At 74.9% G+C, this 22633-nt stretch carries 5 protein-coding genes; 4 read left to right on the top strand and 1 reads right to left on the bottom strand.

Annotated elements, in window-relative coordinates; all coding sequences use genetic code 11:
- Positions 1-70 precede the first annotated feature (70 nt).
- Positions 71-1663, bottom strand: coding sequence for an ABC transporter substrate-binding protein (locus ACFWPT_RS37585; protein WP_380487338.1), 1593 nt, complete (start codon positions 1661-1663; stop codon positions 71-73).
- 210 nt (positions 1664-1873) lie between these two features.
- Here ACFWPT_RS37585 and ACFWPT_RS37580 point away from each other — a divergent pair, with 210 nt between their 5' ends.
- From ACFWPT_RS37580 to ACFWPT_RS37565, 4 genes are all read left to right on the top strand, one after another.
- Complete coding sequence (locus ACFWPT_RS37580; RefSeq protein ID WP_380487335.1) at positions 1874-3613, top strand: DUF885 domain-containing protein; 1740 nt, start codon at positions 1874-1876, stop codon at positions 3611-3613.
- A 312-nt stretch (positions 3614-3925) separates the two neighbouring features.
- A complete protein-coding gene (locus ACFWPT_RS37575; RefSeq protein WP_380487333.1) occupies positions 3926-4282 on the top strand; it encodes a DUF5132 domain-containing protein in 357 nt (118 codons plus the stop codon).
- Between the two features lie 204 nt (positions 4283-4486).
- Complete coding sequence (locus ACFWPT_RS37570; RefSeq protein ID WP_380487331.1) at positions 4487-6790, top strand: ATP-binding cassette domain-containing protein; 2304 nt, start codon at positions 4487-4489, stop codon at positions 6788-6790.
- A gap of 118 nt (positions 6791-6908) precedes the next feature.
- Positions 6909-22633 (top strand): amino acid adenylation domain-containing protein (locus tag ACFWPT_RS37565; protein ID WP_380487329.1); only part of this gene is annotated, 15725 nt, incomplete at its 3' end.

Below are 22633 nucleotides of genomic sequence, written 5' to 3'. Positions count from 1 at the left end.
TTCCACGGCAGACGTGGCAGACGCGGCAGAGGCGGCGAACGACGGGGTGCGGTCACGCGGGATCCCCCGGTCATCGGTGCAGGCGGATGCTGGTGGGGATGACCTGGCCGCCGAAGGTCGTGGCGAAGGTGGTGCTGCGCCCGTACACGGTGCTGCGGCCGTCGGCGATCGGCAGGGCGTCGGCGGAGCGGAAGAGCGCGGCGGCGGCCCGGTTCCAGGTGGCGCAGCCCGCGGTGTCCGGCTCCCGAAGGGCCTGGGCGACCAGGGCGTCGTATGCGGGATTGGCCACGCCCGCGAAGTTGAGGCCCTGGGCGGGGGGCGGGCCGGAGAAGAACGGGATGAAGCCGACGGGCAGGGCGAAGCCGGGGGAGGTGCCGACGACGACGTCGAAGTCGCCGGTCTGGTACATGGCGTTGACGAGGGCGGGCAGGCTCTCGGTGACCAGCTTGACGTTCGCGCCCAGGGCCGTCCAGGAGCGGGCCATCAGCTCGGCGACGGGTGCCAGCGTCGGGCCGAGGTCGGGGCTGGTGATCAGGCGCAGCCGGAGCGGTCGGCCGTTCTTCGTCAGTCGGGCGTCGGCGGCGCGGGTCCAGCCGGCGGCGCGCAGCGCCTCGGTGGCGTCCTGTGCGGGCAGGTTGGCGGCGGCGAGGTCGGCGTGGCAGACGGCGCCTTGCGCGCCGAAGTCGGTGGCGGGTGTGCCGGTGCCGCCGACGGCGACGTTGGCGAGCCCTTGGCGGTCGAGTGCGGAGACCAGGGCCCGGCGCAGGGCCGGGTCGGCGAGGGGGCGGCCGGGGCGCTGGTTGAAGAAGGTCAGCCCGATGACGGTGGCCACGTCGGCGGTGGCCAGGCCGTGGTCGGTGAGCCGGGCGCGGTCGGGTCCGTTGACGCTCGCGATGTCGATGCCGCCGGTGAGCAGCAGGTTGGCGGCGGTGGAGGCCTGGGGCACCACGGAGATGACGATGCGGGCGGGGAGGCCGGGTTCCGCGGTGGTGGCTCCGGCGGGCCCCCAGGTGTAGCCCTCGCGCACGGTGAACTCGTACGGTCCGCCCGGGGTGTAGTGGGTCAGCACGTACGGTCCGGTGCCCTGGGTGGAGCGGTCGAGTGACTGGGGCCGGTCGAGGCCGGCGGGGCAGACGATCGGCAGCAGTCCGAGTGTGCGGGTGAGGAACGGGAAGGGGGCGGTGGTGGTCGCCGTCACGGTGCCGGTCGAGTCGTCGGCGCTCGCGGTGAACGGGACGGTGGGCAGGACGGTCTGGGCACCGGCGAGCTGGTGGGCCGGGTCGGCGGCGTAGGTGAGTGCGCGGGCGACGGCCGTGGCGGTGAGGGGGGTGCCGTCGGAGCAGGTGGTTCCCGGGCGGAGGGTGAAGGCGGCCGTGGTGGTGGTGGCCTGCCAGGAGGAGGCCAGGCCGGAGACCAGGGTGGCGTCGGCGGCGACGTTGACCAGCGAGTCGTAGGCGTAGCGGGCCGGGCCGGCGCCGAAGGCCGTGTACGGGTTGAAGCTGGGTGTCTCGCTGGCGGCCGCGATCCGTACGGTCCCGCGGTCCACGAGGGGACCGGTCGTGGAGGAGGGGGCGACGCTGCCGCAGCCGGTGAGTGCGCCGGCCGTGACGGCCGTGGTGGTCAGGGCAGCCGCCAGCGGGACCGGCAGGGGACGACGGGGCATGGCGTCATGGTGCCACCGAGTGCTGGCGCTGGCGAGTCAACTCACCTGTACGGCAGGCCTGTTCGAAAGGTCTGGGCCGTGTGCCGCCTTGGCGGGCGGAAGGGGGCACGGGTGGCGGGGGTCGATCCGGTTCACCCGTTCGGGGGGCGCCGTGGCCGGTTGTGCGCGGACCGGGGTGGCCGGGCGGCGCGTCCTCGGCAGGATGGCCGGATGACGACGAATGAACCGGGCCGGGAGATCGGTCGGCTGGCGGACCGCTACTGGGAGTTCCTGTTGGAGCGTGACCCGCTGCTGCGGGCCCGGCAGGGGCTCCCGGTCGAGTCGCTGCCGGGGGTGTCGCCGGCCGAGGCCGAGGAGCGGGCGCGGTTCGCCGCGGGTGTCGTGGAGCGGGTCGGGGTGGTGGTGGAGGGGGTCCGGGCGCTCGACGGCGCGGGGCTCTGCGGCGCCGATGCCGATACGGCCGCCTTCCTCGTCGGGTCGGCCGAGCAGGAGCTGCGGGCCCACCGCTGCTACTGGCTGACGCCCGCCGTCACGCCGTACCGGCTGTTCCCGTTGTCGCAGTACGTCGATGCCGTCCTGCGGCCCCACCGCTTCGACCAACCTCCGGACGCCGAGCGGTACTTGGTGCTGGTGCGTGAGCTGGCCCGGGTGGTCGGCTCGATCGGCGACAAGGTGGCGGGGCAGGCCGTGCGCGGCTTCCGGGCGCCGGCCCCGGCCCTGCCCGGGGTGTGCGCCACCCTCGCGGGCCTGCGGGCGTCGGTGGCGGAGCGCGTCGAGGTGGACGAGGGCCGGCTCGGTGGGCTGGGCCCGGCCGAGCGCGGGCGGGTCCGAGACGGCGTGCGGCGGCTGGTGGAAGCCGAGTTGCTGCCGGCCTTCGACGGCCTGCTCGCCGCCGTCGACGGTCCGGACCAGCTGCGCGAGGCGCCGCAGGCCGTGGGCTGGGCGCGGTACGAGGGCGGTGAGGAGGCGTACCGGGAGTTCGTCCGGACGCACACGGGCGGTGGGACGCCGCCCGAGCGGCTGCACGAGCTCGGCCGCGAGCAGTGCCGCGAACTGGCCGAGCGGATGCGGGAGGTCCGTACCGCCCTCGGATTCCCGGGCCCCGAGGAGGAGTTCCACGAGCGGCTGCGGAGCGAGCCCCGGCTGTACGCCCGCACGCCGGAGGAGGTCGAGGCCCGCTACCGCCGGTACCTCGACCGGCTGGCGCCGCTGCTGCCGCGGTGGTTCGCCGCGCTGCCGGGCGCCCCGTACGGGCTGGCCCGGCTGGATCCGGCGCTGGAGGCGGGGCTGACGTTCGGGTACTACCAGCAGCCCACGGCGGCGGACCCGGTCGGGCGCTACCGCTACAACGGTGCGGGGCTGGAAGGGCGGTCGCTGCTGGGCGCGGCCTCGCTGATCTACCACGAGCTGGCTCCGGGCCACCACTTCCACCTGGCCCGCCAGGCGGAGAACCGGTCGTTGCCCCGGCTGCGCCGTGAAGTGGCCGGGTTCGGCGCGTTCAACGAGGGCTGGGCCGAGTACGCGGCCGGTCTGGGCTGGGAGATGGGCCTCTACGACGACCCGTGGGACGCGTACGGGCGCCTCGCGCAGGAGCGGTTCACCGCGCAGCGCCTGGTCGTCGACACCGGGCTCAACCTCGGCACCATGGGACTGGAGCAGGCGCGGGACTTCATGCGCGCCAACTCCACCGAGGCGGACGCCCAGATCGCCTCGGACCTGCTGCGGTACTCGACGGACCTGCCCGGGCAGGCGCTGTCCTACCGTGCGGGGTATCTGGAGTTCGCCCGGCTGCGGGAGGGGGCCGAGGCCGGCCCCGGGGTCCGTGCCGAGGCCGGCCCGGGCGGCGGGTTCGAGGTGCGGGCCTTCCACGAGGCGGTCCTGGGCGGCGGCGGGCTGCCGTTTCCCGCCCTCCGGCGGCGGGTGGCACGTGAACTCGACGGGCTCCGATGAGCAAAAAAGAATATGAACGGATTGTCGGGTGGGCATTTGTTCGTTAATCCGAGCTACAAAAACGGGCCGAGAACGCTCGCACGAGTGAAACCGGATGAGAAGGTTTGGCTTCGACGGGCCCGGCTCGACTACGGTGAAGCCAGAGCGGGCGGTTGATCCATCGAGTGCGGAATTCATCCCGGCGGGAAATCCGGCGGGGAACGTCGAATTCCGCAGTCGGGTGCTTCCGTCCGCCTAGTCGTGCGGTGCTCCGGTGCGTCCGCAGTTGCCCGGGGTCCCTGTCATACGTCCGCGTAGAGAGGATGGAGCATCATGCCGCCCCTAGTACCGCCCTTCCTGGTCGGCCTCATCGTCGCGCCACTGGCCAAGCGTCTCCTCAAGCCGCTGGTGCGAGGCGTCGTCAAGACGTCCGTCGGCCTCGTCCTTGAGGTGAAGAAGGCGGCCCACGAGGCCGGAGAGAACATCCACGACCTCGCGGCCGAGGTGGCCGCCGAGGTGGTGGCGGCGCAGGTCTCCGCCGGCGACGGCGCAGCCCCCTCGGGTGACGGCCGGCGCGCCGCCGAGGACGCCGCCCCGAGCAGCGGGAAGGACGAGGCCGCCGCCCGGGCCGAAGCCGAGGCGAGGAGCCCGAAGATCCGCGTGGGCGCCGGCGCCGGCAAGGTGCACTGACGGTCTGCCCGGCGACCCCGGCCGCCGTGTGAGCGCACCTTTCCGATGGATGGATGGATATCGGAATGAGGCTCCCGCGCGGCGGTCGGCTGCGGGCCCGTCGGTAGCAGCAATTCCCCCTCAAGAATTCCCGCCTCGTCGCAGCGATTCCGCCGTGCCCGATGACGGATCGCCCGTGACCTCCGCAAACAGGTGATCGTGCACATGCCCTCTCTGCTGGGTGCCGCAGCCGGATACCGCTCCGTGGACGTGGACGCGGACGTGCGCCCGCGTTCGGTCATTCCGGGCCGGCAGCGCTGGGACGTCAAGCTGGTCCTCGGGCGGCCCCGGACGGCCGAAGTCCTCGCCGCGGCCCTGCGGCGCGTCCCCGGGATCAGCGAGGCGCAGGCCAGCCCGGTCACCGGCGGGGTCCTCGTCCGGCACGACGCGCGGGTGAGCGCCACGGACGTCGACCGGATCGTCCGCAGAGCCGTCACCCTGGTCGCGCAGGGCCCGGCCGGCGCGGGACACCGGGCGCCCGACCGGCCCGGCGCCCAACCGGCTCCGCGGGTGGACCGCGGCGTCGTCGTGCGCCCCGTGCTCGCCGTCGGGGGCGGTGTGGCGGCCGGTGTCGCGCTGATCCGCGGGTCGGCGCTGAGCAGGCAGCTGGTCGCGCTGGGCGGTGTGGCGGCGGCGACCGCCGCCGTCGCCCGGAAGGCCTGGCGCCGGACGGTCGACACGACCCGGGAGCTGTCCGGGGCCGGAGCCGAACGCCACCCCCTGCTGGAGATCGTCGGACCGCACCGCCGACGGCTGCGCCGCGCCTGCGCGATGTCGGTGGCCTGCCAGGTCGCGGAGATGGCGCTGGGCACCTTCCTCGGCTGGACGGGACTGGTGCTCATCAAGGGCGAGGCCGCGCCGCTGGTCAGCCTCGGCCTGGCCACCGCGTCAGCCCAACTCTGGGGTCTGGCCGGGCTGGTGGCGGCCGCCTGCGCCGCCGTGGCGGGCCTGTCGTACGCGTCGAACCTCCAGTGGCGCGCGCTCGGCCAGGACATCGAGCACGACTGGCGCAGCCGGACGTACGCCCACGTGCAGCACCTCGAACTGCGGCACCTGGAGGGCGAGCGGACCAGCCGGGTGGCCGGTGTGCTCACCGAGGACGTCGGTCAGCTGGGCGCGTTCTTCGCGACCTCGGCCAACGACGTGCTGCACCTGGGCACCAGTCTGGCCGTCCTGGTGCCGGTGTTCCTGCTGATGGCGCCGCAGATCGCCTGGATCGCGTTCCTGCCCATCCCGGTCATCGCCTGGCTCTCCTTCCGCTACCAGGAGAAGGTCGCGGGCGACTACGCCGTCTCCGGTGAGCACCGGGCCAGGTTGCACAGCCAGCTGGTCAACACGCTGGAGGCCGGTGCCACGGTCAAGAGCTTCTGCACCGAGGACTACGAGGCCGAACGCATCGACGGGTTGAGCGCGGTCGCCCAGGACAGCCGGCACCAGACCGACCGGAGCACGATCCGCCACGCCGAGACCGTCCGGGCCTGCACGACCGCCTCGATGGCCGGCACCCTGCTGGTCGGCGGCCGCGCGGTGCTCAACGGCACGCTGCGCTTCGAGGTGTTCAGCCCGTTGATCGGGCTGCCCCAGATGGTGCTGTTCCGGATGAGCCGGCTCGGCGGCATCGTCGACCAGTACCAGCGCACCCTGGCCGCCTACGACCGGGTCCAGCGGCTGCGGGCCCTGCCGGTGGAGGCCGAGGGGACCGGCGGGCCGCTCGACGTCGAGACGGTGAAGGGCGAGATCGTCCTCGACGGTGTGACCTTCGCCTACCCGGGCCGGCCGCCGGCGCTGGAGGACCTCTCGCTGACCATCCCCGCCGGGCAGGTCACCGCCCTCGTCGGCGCCACCGGCTCCGGCAAGACGACCATCGCCAAGCTGCTGATGCGCTTCCAGGACGCGGACTCCGGCGCTGTGCTGCTCGACGGGAGGGACGTGTCCGAGGTGCCGCGCCGCGACCTGCGCCACGCGATCGGGTTCGTCGCCCAGGACCCGTTCCTCTTCGACGGAACCATCGCCGACAACATCCGCTACGGCAGCTTCGCCGCCTCGGACGAGGCCGTCGTCGAAGCGGCCGCGACGGCCGAGGCGCACACCTTCATCGCGACGCTGCCGGACGGCTACGACACGGTGATCGGCGAACGCGGCGCCGCCCTCTCGGGCGGCCAGCGGCAGCGGATCGCCCTGGCCCGCGCGATCCTCAAGGACGCGCCGGTCGTCATCCTCGACGAGGCCACCTCCGCCGTGGACAACGAGACCGAGGCCGCCATCCAGCGCACGCTCCGCGGCTTCGCGGTCGACCGGACGATGGTCATCATCGCCCACCGGCTCTCCACCGTCCGCCACGCCGACCGGATCTACGTCATGGACAAGGGCGGCGTCGTGGCCGAGCAGGGCACCCACGACGAACTCCTCGCCCGGCGCGGACTCTACGCATCCCTGTGGCAGCTCCAGGCCGGCGAACTCGCCGCCTGACCGCAGCAGCCGCGCCACCCGCCACCCGCCCGCCGACCGCGTGACGCCACCGCGGTCGGCGCGCCCCGGCCCGCCCCGGCGCGCCCTCACGCCTGCCCACATTCCTGGAGGTACCCCCATGTCCCGTCGCGACGGCGACACCCTTCCCCTGACAGCGGCCCAGCGCGAGATCTGGCTGGCCGAACAACGGGCCCGCACGGCGATTCCGGCCTACCGCATCGGCGATTACCTGGAGATCCACGGCCCGGTCGACCCGGACCTGTTCGCGACCGCGCTGCGCCGCGTCGTCGACGAGGTCGACGCCCTGCACGTGCGCTTCGTCGACGGCGCCGAGGGCCCGCACCAGGTCGTCCGCGCGCACACGCGGTGGCAGCCCGCGCAGGTCGACGTCAGTGGGGAGGCCGCGCCGCTCGCGGCGGCCCGGGAGTGGATGGACCGGGACCGGCGCCGGCCGCTGGACCTCGCCCGTGACCCGCTGTTCCGCTACGCGCTGATCACGCTGGCGCCGGACCGGTGCGTCTTCTACCAGAGCTACCACCACCTGGTGATGGACGGGTTCGGGTACGCCGTCGTGGGCCGGCGGGTGGCGCAGGTGTACACGGCGCTCGCCGAGGGGCGGCAGGTGCCGCCGTCCCCGTTCGGCTCGCTGGGCGACCTGGTCGCCAGCGACGAGGCCTACCGCGACTCGGAGCAGTACCTCGCCGACCGTGCCTACTGGACCGGACGGTTCGCCGACCGGCCGGCGCCGACCCGGCTGTCGGAGCGCCGGCCGGGCGGCCCGTCCGCCCCGTTCCGGCGCACCCCGCCGGCCGGACCGCTGCGCCCCGAGGCGCTGCGCGACGCGGCACAGCGGACGGGCGTCCGCTGGTCCCGCGTCGTGCTCGCGGCGACGGCGCTCTACGCGCACCGGCTCACCGGGGCCCGGGACGTGCTGCTCGGCCTCCCCGTCACCGGCCGGGTGGGCGACCCGGTGCTGGCGGCGACGCCCGGCGCGGTGTCGAACCTCGTGCCACTGCGCCTGTCGGTGCGGCCGGACCTGCCCTGGTCGGAACTGGTCGAGCAGGTGGACCGGGAAGTCGCCGCCGCGCTGACACACCAGCGGTACCGCAGCGAGGACCTGCTCCGGGACCTCGGGCAGGCCGGCACGATCGAGACGGCGTTCCCACTGGTCGTCAACATCATGTCCTTCGACTCCGAACCGAGCTTCGCCGGGCAGCCTGCCACGGTGTACGCGCCCCTGGGTACCTCCGCCGACGACTTGGCGGTCTGGGCCGTGGGCGGGCGCGACGAGTACGGTCCGAGGATCGAGCTCGGAGCCTGCGCGGAGGTGTGCACGGAGAGTGAACTCCTCGGCCACCAGCGGCGGTTGCTCGCCCTGCTGGACACCCTCGCGGACTGCGACCCGCAGCAGCCGCTCGGCCGCATCGGCCTGATCGGGGCCGACGAGCAGCGCGAACTGCTGGCCCTCGGCACCGGCAATGGTTCCGGTTCCGACACCGGCATCACGACGGAAGCCCCCGCGGCCCTGCTGCCCGAGCACTTCCGGGCCCGGGTGCGCGAGACGCCGGGCGCCGTCGCGGTGGTCTCCGGCGAGGAAACGCTGACGTACGCCGAACTCGACGCCCGCGCCAACCGTCTGGCGCACGCCCTGATCGCCCGGGGCGCCGGGCCCGAGCGGTCGGTGGCGCTGGCCCTGCCGCGCTCGGCCGCGCTGGTGGTGGCGATCCTGGCGGTGCTGAAGACCGGGGCGGCCTACCTCCCGGTGGATCCCGAGCACCCGGCCGCCCGGATCGCGTACCTGCTCGACGACGCCCGGCCGGTGCTGCTGGTGACCGACGCCCGCACCGCCGGCCGGCTGCCCGGATCCGGCCCCGCCGAGCGGCTGGTGCTCGACGACCCGGCCACCGCCGCCCGGCTCGCCGACGGCCCGGCGGCGGAACCCGCGGTGGCCGTCGACCCGCGCCACCCCGCCCAGCTCGTCTACACCTCCGGCTCCACCGGGCGGCCCAAGGGCGTGGCGTCGACACACGGCGCCCTGGCGCACCTCTTCGTCCACCAGTGGCGGGAGCTGTTCCAGCCGCTGCTCGGGGACGGTGCCCGGGTGACCCTGACCACCTCGGCGGCGTTCGACGCCTCCTGGGACCAGCTCTTCGGCCTCTTCGCCGGACACCAGCTGCACATCCCCGGCCTGGACACCTGGGCGGACCCGGACGCCTTCGTCGACTACGCCGTGCGGCACCGGATCGACTTCGTCAACGCCACCCCGTCCTATCTGCACCTCCTGCTCGCGCACGGCCTGCTGGGCGACGCGGAACACCGCCCGGCGGTGCTCGTGGCGGGCGGCGAGGCCGTCCCCGAGCAGCTGTGGGCGCAGCTGCGGGACGCCGACGGCGTGGCCTGCTTCAACTTCTACGGGCCGTCCGAGTGCACCGTCGACGCGGCCGTCGCGCCGGCGGCGTCGAGCCCGCGCCCGGTGATCGGCCGCCCCGTCGCGGGCGCCCGGCTGTACGTGCTGGACACCGCGCTGCGGCCGGTGCCCGCCGGGGTGCCGGGCGAGCTGTACATCGCCGGTGCGGGCCTCGCCCGCGGCTACCTCGACCGGCCCGGCCTGACCGCCGGGCGGTTCGTCGCCGACCCGTACGGACCGGCCGGCGCCCGCATGTACCGCACCGGCGACCGGGTGCGGTGGGGCGCGGACGCCCACCTGGAGTTCCTCGGTCGGGCGGACGACCAGGTGAAGATCCGGGGCTTCCGGATCGAGCCGGGCGAGATCGAGGCCGCGCTCGCCACCCACCCCCGGGTCGCGCGGAGCGCCGTGGTGGCCCGGACCGACGACGAGCCCCGGCTGGTCGCCTACGTCGTCCCGACCGCCGGGGAGCAGGTCGAGCCGGACGGGCTCCGCGCCCACCTGCGCGAACGGCTGCCGGAGCACCTGGTGCCCGGCGCGTTCGTGCTGCTGGACGGGCTCCCGCTGACGCCCACCGGCAAGCTCGACCGCCAGGCGCTCCCGGCCCCCGGCCCGGCGCCGGTCACCGCCGGACGGGCCCCGCGCAGCGCGGCCGAGCAGGTGCTCGCCGGCCTCTTCGCCGACGTCCTCGGCGTGTCCGGGGTCGGCGCGGACGACAGTTTCTTCGACCTCGGCGGGCACTCGCTGCTGGCCACCCGGCTGATCGCCCGGGCCCGCTCGGTGCTCGGCGTGGAGCTGGCCCTGGCCGACCTGTTCGACGCGCCGACCGTCGCGGGCCTGGCGGCGGCCGTGGACCGGGCCGGCCGGGCGCGGCCCGCGCTGTCGCGACGCGAGCGGCCCGACACGGTGCCGCTGTCCTTCGCGCAGCGCCGACTGTGGTTCCTGCACAGCATGGAGGGGCCCGGCGCCACCTACAACGTGCCGCTGGCCCTGCGCCTGTCCGGGCACCTCGACCGGCGGGCCCTGGAAGCCGCACTGGCCGACGTCGTCGAGCGGCACGAAAGCCTGCGCACCGTCTTCCCGGTGGTCGACGGCGAGCCGTGCCAGCGGGTGCTGGACCCCGACGCCGCCCGGCCCCGGCTGCGCGTCACCGCGGTCGCCGCGGGCGACCTGCCGCAGCGGCTGGCGGAGGCGGCCCGGCACGGCTTCGACCTGGCGGCCCAGCCCCCGCTGCGCACCGAGCTGTTCGAGCTGGGCGCGGACGAGCACGCGCTGCTGCTGGTGGTGCACCACATCGCGGGCGACGGCTGGTCGATGGGCCCGCTGGCGCGGGACCTGACCGCCGCGTACGCCGCACGGGCGGCGGGCGGGAAGCCCGAGTGGGCCCGACTGCCCGTCCAGTACGCCGACTACACCCTGTGGCAGCGGGAGCTGCTCGGCGCGGAGAGCGACCCGGACAGCCTCCAGAGCCGGCAGCTCGCCTCCTGGTCGCAGCGGCTCGCGGGGCTGCCGGAACAGACCGAGCTGCCCTTCGACCGGCCCAGGCCGGCCGCGATGTCCTTCCGGGGAGCGCAACTGCCGGTCCGGCTCGACGCCGAACTGCACCAGGGCCTGCGCGAGCTCGCCCGGGGCGGCGGCGCCAGCCTGTTCATGGTGCTCCAGGCCGGGCTGGCCGCCCTGCTCGGCAAGCTCGGTGCCGGCACCGACGTACCGATCGGCACCCCGATCGCCGGGCGCACCGACGAGGCCGTGGACGAGCTGGTCGGCTTCTTCGTCAACACGCTGGTGCTGCGCACCGACCTGACCGGCGACCCGACCTTCACCGAACTGCTGGGCCGGGTCCGGGCCGGCGCGCTGGTCGCGTACGCCCACCAGGACCTGCCGTTCGAGCAGCTGGTGGAGGCGGTGAACCCGACCAGGTCGCTCGCCCACCACCCGCTCTTCCAGACCATGCTCGCCCTGCAGAACGCGCCCACGGGCACCTTCGACCTGCCGGGGCTGCGGGTGACGACCGATCTGGTGCACACCGGTACGGCCAAGTGCGACCTGACCTTCATCCTGACCGAACGGCCCGGCGAGGACGGCCTGTCGGGAGTGCTGGAGTACAGCACCGACCTCTTCGACGAGGCCACCGCGGCGGACCTCGTCGAGCGCTGGCTGCGCCTGCTGCGGGCCGTGGCCGCCGACCCGGGCCGCCGGATCGGCCGGATCGACGTGCTGTCGCCGGACGAGCTGCGCGAACTGCTGCCGTCCGCGGCGGGTGCCGAGGACGACACTCCGCAGAGCACCATCACCGCGCTCGTCGAGGAGCGGGTACGGGCCGACCCGGCGGCGGTCGCGGTGGTGTGCGGCGAGGCCGCGCTGACGTACGGCGAGCTGAACGCCCGGGCCAACCGGCTCGCGCACGCGCTGATCGGCCGGGGCGTGGGGCCGGAGCAGCTCGTCGCCCTGGCGCTGCCGCGCTCGGCCGAGCTGGTGGTCGCCGTCCTGGCCGTCCTCAAGGCCGGCGCCGCGTACCTGCCGGTGGACCCGCAGTACCCGGCGGCCCGGATCTCCTACCTGCTCCAGGACGCCCGCCCCGCGCTGCTGTTGACGACTCGTCAGATCGGTGACCTGCCCGGCGCGGAGTCCGTGGACCGGCTCCTGCTGGACACCGCCGACCTGGACGGCCTGCCGGACACGGACCCCGCCGTCGCCGTCGATCCCGGTCACCCGGCGTACGTCATCTACACCTCGGGCTCCACCGGGAAGCCCAAGGGCGTGGTGGTCCCGCACCGCAACGTGGTGCGGCTGTTCGGCACCACGCGGGCGCTGTTCGACTTCTCCGCCGAGGACGTCTGGACGCTCTTCCACTCCTACGCCTTCGACTTCTCGGTCTGGGAGCTGTGGGGCCCGCTGCTGTACGGCGGCCGGCTGGTGGTCGTGGACCACGAGACCAGCCGCTCGCCCGGCCGGTTCCTGGAGCTCCTCGCCCGCGAGCGGGTGACGGTGCTCAACCAGACGCCGTCCGCCTTCTACCAGCTGATGCAGGCCGACGCCGAGCACCCGCGCGAACTCGCCCTGCGGACCGTCGTGTTCGGCGGCGAGGCCCTGGAGCCCGCCCGGCTGGCGCCCTGGTACGAACGGCACCCGGACGACGCGCCGCGGCTGGTCAACATGTACGGCATCACCGAGACCACCGTGCACGTCACCTACGCCGCGCTCGACCGCTCGGCCGCGACCGCGGGGGCGGCCAGCGTGGTCGGCGCCGCCATCCCCGACCTGCGCGCCTACGTGTTGGACCCCCACCTGCGGCCGGTGGCCCCGGGCGTGGCCGGCGAGCTGTACGTGGCGGGCGCCGGTCTGGCGCGCGGCTACCTGAACCGGCCCGGCCTGACCGCCGGGCGCTTCGTCGCCGACCCGTACGGGTCGGCGGGCAGCCGGATGTACCGCAGCGGCGACGTGGTGCGCCGGGCTGTGGACGGAAGCCTGAGCTTCGTCGGCCGGGCCGACCAGCAGGTGAAGGTGCGCGGCTTCCGGATCGAGCTCGGCGAGATCGAGGCGGCCCTGGCCGCACACCCCGGCGTCGCCCAGGCCGCCGTCCTCGCCCGGCAGGACCGCGCCGACGACACCCGGCTGGTCGGGTACCTGGTGCCCGCGGCCGACGCGGCCCCGCGCTCGGCCGAGCTGCGCGCGTACCTGCGCGAGCGGCTGCCGGAGTACATGGTGCCCTCGGCGTTCGTCGAGCTGGACGCGCTGCCGCTGACCACCAACGGGAAACTGGACCGCCGGGCGCTGCCCGCACCGGAACTCGTCTCGGCGGGAGCGGGAGCCGGCCGCGCGCCGCGCACCCCGCAGGAGCAGATCCTCTGCGAGCTGTTCGCCGAGGTCCTCGGGGTGGCCGAGGCCGGCGTCGAGGACAGCTTCTTCGACCTCGGCGGGCACTCGCTGCTCGCCACCCGGCTGGCCGCCCGGGTCCGCGCGACCCTCGGGGTCGAGCTGGAGCTACGCACCCTGTTCGAGTCCCCGACCCCGGCCGCGCTGGCCGCCGCCCTCGCCGGCGCCCGCCGCGCCCAGCTGGCCCTGGCGCCCTACCCGCGCCCGGAGAAGACCCCGCTGTCGTTCGCCCAGCGCCGGCTGTGGTTCCTGCACCAGCTGGAGGGCGCCAGCGCCAACTACAACATCCCGCTGGCCTGGCGGCTGACCGGACCGCTCGACCGCGAGGCGCTGACGGCCGCGCTGGCGGACGTGGTGGCCCGGCACGAGAGCCTGCGCACACTCTTCCCGGCCGTGGACGGCGTGCCGTACCAGCAGGTGCTGGACGTCGTGGCGGCCCGCCCCCGGCTGCACCAGCGCCGCACCACCGAAGCGGAGCTGGACGCGGCCCTGGCCACGGCGCTGGCCTGCCGGTTCGACCTGAGCACCGACCTGCCGCTGCACACCGAACTGTTCGAACTGGCGCCGGACGAGCACGTCCTGCTGCTGGTGGTCCACCACATCGCGGGCGACGGCTGGTCGCTCGGCCCGCTGGCGCAGAACCTCACCGCCGCCTACGCGGCGCGCCGCCGGGGCGAGGAGCCGTCCTGGGAGGCGCTGGCCGTCCAGTACGCCGACTACACGCTGTGGCAGCACGAACTGCTGGGCGACGCCGCCGACCGGGACAGCCTGTTCGCCCGGCAGGCGGACTACTGGACCGGGCAACTGGCCGGCCTGCCGGAGCAGCTCCAGCTGCCCACCGACCGGCCCCGCCCCGCGATGGCCTCGCACCGGGGCGACTTCGTGCGCACCGGACTGGACGCGCAGCTGCACCAGGGCCTGCGCGAACTCGCCCGCGCGCACGGCACCAGCCTCTTCATGGTGCTCCAGGCAGGGCTCTCGGCCCTGCTCAGCAAGCTGGGCGCGGGTGAGGACATCCCGGTCGGGAGCCTGATCGCGGGCCGGACGGACCAGGCGCTGGACGAGCTGGTCGGGTTCTTCGTCAACACGCTGGTGCTGCGCACCGACACGAGCGGGGACCCGACCTTCGCCGAACTGCTCGGCCGCGTCCGGGACACCGCGCTGGCCGGCTACGCCCACCAGGAGCTGCCGTTCGAGTACCTGGTCGAGGCCCTCAACCCGGCCCGGTCACTGTCGCACCACCCCCTGTTCCAGGTCATGCTGGTGCTCCAGAACGCCCCGCGGGCCGACTTCACCCCGCCCGGGCTGGAGACCGGCGAGGTCAAACTGACCACGACCACCTCCAAGCTCGACCTGATCTTCTCGATGTCCGAACGGCATTCCGAGGACGGCGCCCCCGAGGGGATCGACGGATTCGTCGAGTACGCCTGCGACCTGTACGACCGGGCGACCGTCGAGACGGTGATCGCGCGCTGGGTGCGCCTGCTCACGGCGGCGGTCGCCGACCCCCGGCGACGGCTCAGCCGGCTCGACCTGCTCTCCGCCGAGGAGCGGCACGCACTGCTGCCGGCGGGACCGGTCCCCGCGACGACGGCCGAGACCACCGGGCTGTCCGCGCTGTTCGAGGCCCAGGCGCGGGAGCGGCCGGACGCGGTCGCGGTGGTGTGCGGCGAGGCCGCGCTGACGTACGGCGAGCTGAACGCCCGGGCCAACCGGCTGGCCCACGCGCTCATCGGGCGCGGGGTGGGGCCGGAGCAACTGGTGGCACTGGCGCTGCCGCGCTCGGCCGAGCTGGTGGTGGCCGTCCTCGCCGTGCTCAAGACCGGCGCCGCGTACCTGCCGGTCGACCCGGACTACCCGGCAGCCCGGATCGCCCACCTGCTCGATGACGCCCGGCCCGCGCTGCTCCTGACGGACCGCCGCAGCGGCGACCTGCCGGGCGCGGACGGCGTCGACCGGCTCCTGCTGGACACCGCCGAGCTGGACGGCCTGCCGGACACGGACCCCGCGGTCGCCGTCGCACCCGACAGCGCCGCCTACGTCATCTACACCTCCGGGTCCACCGGGAAGCCCAAGGGCGTGGTGGTCCCGCACCGCAACGTGGTGCGGTTGTTCGACGCCACCCGGCACTGGTTCGACTTCTCCGCCGAGGACGTCTGGACGCTCTTCCACTCCTACGCCTTCGACTTCTCGGTGTGGGAGATCTGGGGCCCGCTGCTGCACGGCGGCCGACTGGTCGTGGTGCCGTTCGACGTCACCCGCGCACCGGAGCGGTTCCTGGAGCTCCTCGCCCGCGAGCGGGTGACGGTGCTCAACCAGACGCCGTCCGCCTTCTACCAGCTGATGCAGGCCGACGCCGAGCACCCGCGCGAACTCTCCCTGCGGACCGTCGTGTTCGGCGGCGAGGCCCTGGAACCCGCCCGCCTGGCGCCCTGGTTCGAGCGGCACCCGGACGACGCGCCGCGGCTGGTCAACATGTACGGCATCACCGAGACCACCGTGCACGTCACCTACGCGGAACTGGACGGCGCGCACTCCGCCGCCCCGGCGAGCGTCATCGGCACCGCGATCCCCGACCTGCGCGCCCACGTGCTCGACGCGTACCTCCAGCCGGTGCCCCCCGGCGTCGTCGGCGAGCTGTACGTGGCCGGCGCCGGGCTGGCCCGCGGCTACCTGAACCGGCCGGGCCTGACCGCCGGGCGCTTCGTCGCCGACCCGTACGGGCCGGCGGGCAGCCGGATGTACCGCAGCGGCGACCTCGTGCGCCGGCGCGCGGACAGCGCGCTGGAGTACGCGGGCCGGGCGGACGACCAGGTCAAGGTGCGCGGCTTCCGGATCGAGCTCGGCGAGATCGAGGCGGCCCTCGCCCAGCACCCGCGGATCCGCCAGGTCGCGGTGATCGCCCGGCAGGACCGCGCCGACGACACCCGGCTGGTCGCCTACCTGGTGCCCGTGGCCGGGGCGGCCGTCGAGCCGGACGAGCTCCGCGCCCACCTGCGCGAGCGGCTGCCGGACCACATGGTGCCGGCCGCGTACGTCGCCCTCGACGCGCTGCCGCTGACCGGCAACGGCAAGCTCGACCGGCGCGCCCTGCCCGAGCCCGACACCACCGGCGCCCCGGCCGGCCGGGCTCCGCACACCCCGCAGGAACACGTCCTCGCCGGACTGTTCGCGGAGGTGCTGGGGGTGTCCCAGGTCGGCGCCGACGACGACTTCTTCGCCCTCGGCGGGCACTCCCTGCTCGCCACCCGGCTGGTGGCCCGCGTCCGCGCGACCCTGGGCGTGGAGCTGGAGCTGCGCAGCCTGTTCGAGACCCCGACGGTGGCCGGCCTGGCCGCCGGCCTGGGCGGGGCCGACCGGGCACGGCTCGCCCTGGGCCGCGCGGAGCGGCCCGACCGCGTACCGCTGTCGTACGCGCAGCGGCGGCTGTGGTTCGTCGACCAACTGGAGGGCGCCAGCGCGATGTACCACATCCCGCTGGCCTGGCGCCTGACCGGCGACCTGGACCAGGACGCGCTGCGGGCCGCGCTCGGGGACGTCGTCGCCCGCCACGAGAGCCTGCGCACGGCCTTCCCCCAGATCGACGGCGTGCCGTACCAGCAGGTCCTGGACGCCGAGACGGCCCGGCCGCGCCTGTCCGTCACCTTGACCGACGAGGCGGGCCTGCCCCAGGCCCTGACCGAGGCCGTGGGCCGCGGATTCGACCTGGCGGCCGAAGCGCCCGTGCGCGCCGAGCTGTTCGAACTGGCGGCGGACGCGTACGTGCTGCTGGTGGTGATCCACCACATCGCGGGCGACGCCTGGTCGCTGGGCCTGGTGTCCGCCGACCTGTCCACCGCGTACGCGGCGCGGCTGCGCGGCGAGGAACCGGCCTGGGCGGACCTGCCGGTGCAGTACGCCGACTACACCCTGTGGCACGACCGGCTGCTCGGGGACCGCACCGACCCGGAGAGCCTGTTCGCCCGGCAGGCGGACTACTGGACCGGGCAGCTGGCCGGCCTGCCGGAGCAGATCCGGCTGCCCGCCGACCGGCCCCGCCCCACCACCGTCTCCAGCCGGGGCGGACACCTCCCCGTCGAGCTGGACGCCGAACTGCACGAGGCGCTGGTCCGCCTGGGCCGTGAGCGCGGCGCGAGCGTGTTCATGGTGCTCCAGGCGGGGTTCTCGGCCCTGCTCAGCAAGCTGGGCGCGGGCGAGGACATCCCGGTCGGGAGCCTGATCGCGGGCCGGACGGACCAGGCGCTGGACGAGCTGGTCGGGTTCTTCGTCAACACGCTGGTGCTGCGCACCGACACGAGCGGGGACCCGACCTTCGCCGAGCTGCTCGGCCGCGTCCGGGACACCGCGCTGGCCGCGTACGCCCATCAGGAGCTGCCGTTCGACCACCTGGTCGAGGCCCTCAACCCGGCCCGGTCGTCGGCCCGTCAGCCGCTGTTCCAGGTGCTGCTCGCGCTGCAGAACGCGCCGCGCTCCGCCTTCGAGCTGCCCGGCCTGGCCACCGAGCTCGTGCTGTTGCAGTCGCCCACCGCGATGTTCGACCTCTCCTTCCACCTGCTGGAGCGCGGCGGCACCGGCGGGGCGCCGGAGGGCATCATCGGCCACGTCGAGTACGCCACCGACCTGTTCGACCGGGCCACGGTGGAGGCCCTGCTCGCCCGCTGGCTGCGGCTGCTCGCGGCGGCGGCGGCCGAGCCGGACCGGCCGCTGAGCCGGATCGACGTCCTCACCGCCGAGGAACGGCACGAACTGCTGGCCGGGCGCAACGACACCGGGTGCCCGTACCCCGGCACCGGCCCGGCCGCGCTGTTCGAGGCGCAGGCCAGGGCCACCCCGGAGGCCGAGGCGGTGGTGTTCGAGGACACCGTGCTCACCTACCGGGAGCTGAACGCCCGCGCCAACCGGCTGGCCCACGCGCTCATCGGGCGCGGGGTGGGGCCGGAGCAGATCGTCGCCCTGTGCCTGCCGCGCTCGGCGGAGCTGGTGGTGGCCGTCCTCGCGGTGCTCAAGACCGGCGCCGCGTACCTGCCGGTCGACCCGGACTACCCGGCCGCCCGGATCGCGTACATGGTGGAGGACGCCCGGCCGGCCGTGGTGCTCGACGACCTCGCGGCCGTCGACGCGCACGGGACGTACCCGGACACCGACCCGCTGGTCGCACCGGACGCCCGGCACCCGGCGTACGTCATCTACACGTCCGGCTCGACCGGCCGGCCCAAGGGCGTGGTGATGCCCTCCGGCGCCCTGACGAACCTGCTGCACTGGCACCACCGCGCCGTCGGCGGCGGGACGGGCACGCGCACCGCGCAGTTCACCGCGCTCAGCTTCGACGTCTCGGTGCAGGAGATGCTCTCCGCGCTGCTGTTCGGCAAGACCCTGGTGGTGCCGACCGACGAGCAGCGCCGCAGTGCCGAACTCCTCGCCCGGTGGCTGGAACAGCACCGGGTGGCGGAGCTCTTCGCCCCCAACCTGGTGATCGAGGCACTGGCGGAGGCGGCCGAGGAACACGGGCGGGACCTGCCGGACCTGCGGCTGATCGCGCAGGCCGGCGAGCCGATGCGCCTGGGCGGCGGCCTGCGGCGCCTCCAGGCCCGCGGGCCCGGCCGGGTGCTGCACAACCACTACGGCCCGGCCGAGACCCACGTGATCACCGCCTTCCCGCTGCCGGCCAACCCCGCCGACTGCCCGCTGCCGGTGCCGATCGGCCGCCCGATCGCCAACAGCCGGGCGTACGTGCTGGATGCGGCCCTGCGCCCGGTCGCCCCCGGCGTCACGGGCGAGCTGTACCTGGCCGGGGCCGGGCTGGCCCGCGGCTACCTGAACCGGCCGGGCCTGACGGCCGGGCGCTTCGTCGCCGACCCGTTCGGGCCGGCGGGCAGCCGGATGTACCGCACCGGGGACCTGGTGCGCTGGCGCGCCGACAGGGAGCTGGAGTTCGCCGGCCGGGCGGACCACCAGGTGAAGGTGCGCGGCTTCCGGGTCGAGCCCGGCGAGATCGAGGCCGAGCTGGCCGCCCACCCCGGCGTGGCCCAGGTCGCGGTGCTCGCCCGCGAGGACCGGCCGGGCGACACCAGGATCGTCGCCTACGTCGTACCCGCGGCCGAGAGCGGGACCACGGCGCCGGTGCTGGCGTCGTACCTGCGCGAGCGGCTGCCGGACTACCTGGTGCCGTCGGTGTTCGTGGTGTTGGCGGCGCTGCCGTTGACGCCGAACGGGAAGTTGGACCGGGCGGCGCTGCCGGTGCCGGATGCGGGCGTCGTCGGGTTCGGTCGGGCGGCGCGGACGCCGCAGGAGCAGATCCTGTGCGAGCTGTTCGCGGAGGTGCTGGGCCGGGGCCAGGTCGGGGTCGACGACGACTTCTTCGACCTGGGCGGGCACTCGCTGCTCGCCACCCGACTGGTCTCCCGGGTCCGGGCGACCCTCGGGGTCGAGCTGGAGCTGCGCAGCCTGTTCCGGACCCCGACACCGGCCGGGCTCGCGGCCGGCCTGCACGACGCCGCCACCGCACGGCAGGCGCTGGTGCCCCGGCCGCGCCGGGAACCGCTGCCGCTGTCCTTCGCCCAGCGCCGCCTGTGGTTCCTGCACCAGTTCGGGGCGCCCAGCGCGACCTACCACATGCCGCTGGCACTGCGGCTGACCGGCGACCTCGACCAGGAGGCGCTGGGAGCGGCGCTGACGGACGTGGTGGCGCGGCACGAGAGCCTGCGCACGGTGTTCCCGCACACCGAGGGCGTCCCGCGTCAGCGCGTGCTGAGCGCCGCGGAGGCCACCATCCGGATCCCGGTGCGCCGGGCCGGCGAGTCGGAGCTGCCGGGGCTGCTGAGCGAGGCGGCGGTGCGCGCCTTCGACCTGACGGCGGACCTGCCCGTCCGGGCGCAGCTGTTCACGCTCGCCCCCGACGAGCACGTCCTGCTCGTCGTCCTGCACCACATCGCCGGCGACGGCTGGTCGATGAGCCCGCTCTCCCGCGACCTCGCGACCGCGTACACCGCCCGCCGGCGCGGCGACGCCCCGGGCTGGGCGCCGCTGCCGGTGAGCTACGCGGACTACACCGTGTGGCAGCACGAGATCCTCGGCGAGGAGTCCGACGCGGACAGCGCGTTCGCCCGCCAGGTCGGCTACTGGAGCCAAGCGCTCGCCGGGCTTCCCGAGCAGCTCGCGCTGCCCGTCGACCGGCCCAGGCCGGCGGTCATGACCTACGGCGGCGACCTGCTGGACATCCGGCTGCCCGCCGAACTGCACGCGGGGCTGGCCGAGTTGGCCCGGCGGTCCGGGAGCAGTCTGTTCATGGTGCTCCAGGCGGGCCTGGCGGCGCTGTACACGCGGCTGGGCGCGGGGACGGACATCCCGATCGGCAGCCCGATCGCGGGGCGCACCGACGAGGCGCTGGACGAGTTGGTCGGGTTCTTCGTCAACGCGCTGGTGCTGCGCACCGACACGAGCGGGGACCCGAGCTTCCTCGAACTGCTGGGCCGGGTGCGGGAGACGACGCTGTCGGCCTTCGCGCACCAGGACGTGCCGTTCGAGCACCTGGTGGAGGCGCTGAACCCGTCCCGGTCGATGTCGCTCCACCCGCTCTTCCAGACCGTACTGGCCCTGCAGAACGCGCCGATGGGCGACTTCGAGCTGCCCGGGCTGACGGTCTCCGGGGTGCCGGTGCCGACCGGGACCTCGCGGGTCGACCTGACCTTCGGCCTCGCGGAGAACCGCGGGCCCGACGGCACGCCGGCCGGGCTGACCGGTGCGGTCGAGTACAGCACCGACCTGTTCGACCGTTCGACGGTCGAGGCCCTGGTCGCCCGCTGGACCAGGCTGCTGGCGGCGGTCGCCGCCGATCCGGACCGGCCGATCGGTGCGATCGAGCTGCTGTCGGCCGAGGAGCGCCGCGAGCTGCTGCCCGCCGTCGAGCCACGGGCGGCCGGGGTGAGCCTGCCGGAGGCGTTCGCGGCGCAGGTGGCGGCGACGCCGGACGCGCTCGCGCTGACCGACGGGACGGTAGAGGTGACATATCGTCAACTTGATGTCCGGGCCGACCGGTTCGCGCATGTGCTGATCGCCCGTGGGGTAGGGCCGGAGCAGGTCGTGGCGGTGGCGCTGCCGCGTTCGGTGGAGTCGGTGGTGGCCGTGCTGGGTGTCCTGAAGGCCGGTGCCGCGTACCTGCCGGTGGACCCGTCGTACCCGGCGGCGCGGATCGCGTACATGCTGGAGGACGCCCGCCCGGTACTGGTGGTCGACGATCCGGCGCTGGTCGCCGAGGCGTGCGAGGTGTGCGAGGCGTCCGCCTGGCCGGACACCGATCCTGAGGTCGCCCTCGACATCCGGCATCCGGCGTACGTGATCTACACCTCGGGTTCGACCGGTCGCCCCAAGGGCGTGGTGGTGAGCCACGGCGGGGTGTCGGGTCTGGTGGCGGCGCAGGTCGAGCGGCTCGGCGTGTCGCCGGGCAGCCGCGTCCTCCAGTTCGCCTCGCCCAGCTTCGACGCGTCGTTCTGGGACCTGTGCAGCGCCCTGCTGACCGGCGCCACCCTCGTGCTCGCCCCGTCCGGGGCCCCGCTGGAGGCCCTGACGGGCCGCCGGCTCGACGTCACCCATGTGACTCTGCCGCCCTCGGCCCTGGCCGCGCTGGACAGCACCGATGTCACGGCCGGCACCCTGGTGGTGGCGGGTGAGGCGTGCCCGCCGGAGCTGGTGGCGCGCTGGGCGCCGGGGCGGCGGATGGTCAACGCGTACGGGCCGACGGAGACGACGGTGTGCGCGACGATGAGCGCCCCGCTGTCCCCGGGGGCGGGCGTGCCGCCGATCGGCCGGCCGGTCGCGGGCTTCCGGGTGTACGTGCTGGACGAGGGGCTGCGCCTGGTGCCGCCGGGCGTCGCGGGGGAGCTGTACGTCGCGGGGCCGGGTCTGGCGCGCGGCTACCTGAACCGGCCGGGCCTGACGGCGGGTCGGTTCGTCGCCTGCCCGTTCGAGGCGGGCAGCCGGATGTACCGCACCGGGGACGTGGTGCGCCGCCGGACCGACGGCGAGTTGGAGTACCTCGGCCGGGCGGACCAGCAGGTGAAGGTGCACGGCTTCCGGGTCGAGCCCGGCGAGATCGAGGCGGCCCTGACCGCCCACCCCGCCGTCGCCCAGGCCGCCGTCCTCACCGACGGCGACCGGCTCGTCGGCTACGTGGCCCCGCGCCCCGGCGCCGACGCTCGCCCGGCGGTGCTGGCGTCGTACCTGCGCGAGCGGCTGCCGGACTACCTGGTGCCGTCGGTGTTCGTGGTGTTGGCGGCGCTGCCGTTGACGCCGAACGGGAAGTTGGACCGGGCGGCGCTGCCGGTGCCGGATGCGGGCGTCGTCGGGTTTGGTCGGGCGGCGCGGACGCCGCAGGAGCAGATCCTGTGCGAGCTGTTCGCGGAGGTGCTGGGCCGGGGCCAGGTAGGTGTCGACGACGACTTCTTCGACCTGGGCGGGCACTCGCTGCTGGCCACCCGACTGGTCTCCCGCGTCCGTTCGGCCCTGGGGGCCGAGGTCGGGCTGCGCGCGCTCTTCGAGGCGCCGACGGTGGCCGGCCTGGCGGC

The organism is Kitasatospora sp. NPDC058478, from assembly GCF_042720345.1.
In the GTDB taxonomy this organism is placed as follows: Bacteria; Actinomycetota; Actinomycetes; order Streptomycetales; family Streptomycetaceae; genus Kitasatospora.
This window is presented reverse-complemented; position numbering and strand designations above follow the sequence as displayed.

What these genes read in the sequence shown, in the direction of transcription:
- ACFWPT_RS37585 (WP_380487338.1), bottom strand. Translation starts at nt 1,663, where the DNA reads ATGCCCCGTCGTCCCCTGCCGGTCCCGCTGGCGGCTGCCCTGACCACC.
- ACFWPT_RS37580 (WP_380487335.1), top strand. Translation starts at nt 1,874, where the DNA reads ATGACGACGAATGAACCGGGCCGGGAGATCGGTCGGCTGGCGGACCGC.
- ACFWPT_RS37575 (WP_380487333.1), top strand. Translation starts at nt 3,926, where the DNA reads ATGCCGCCCCTAGTACCGCCCTTCCTGGTCGGCCTCATCGTCGCGCCA.
- ACFWPT_RS37570 (WP_380487331.1), top strand. Translation starts at nt 4,487, where the DNA reads ATGCCCTCTCTGCTGGGTGCCGCAGCCGGATACCGCTCCGTGGACGTG.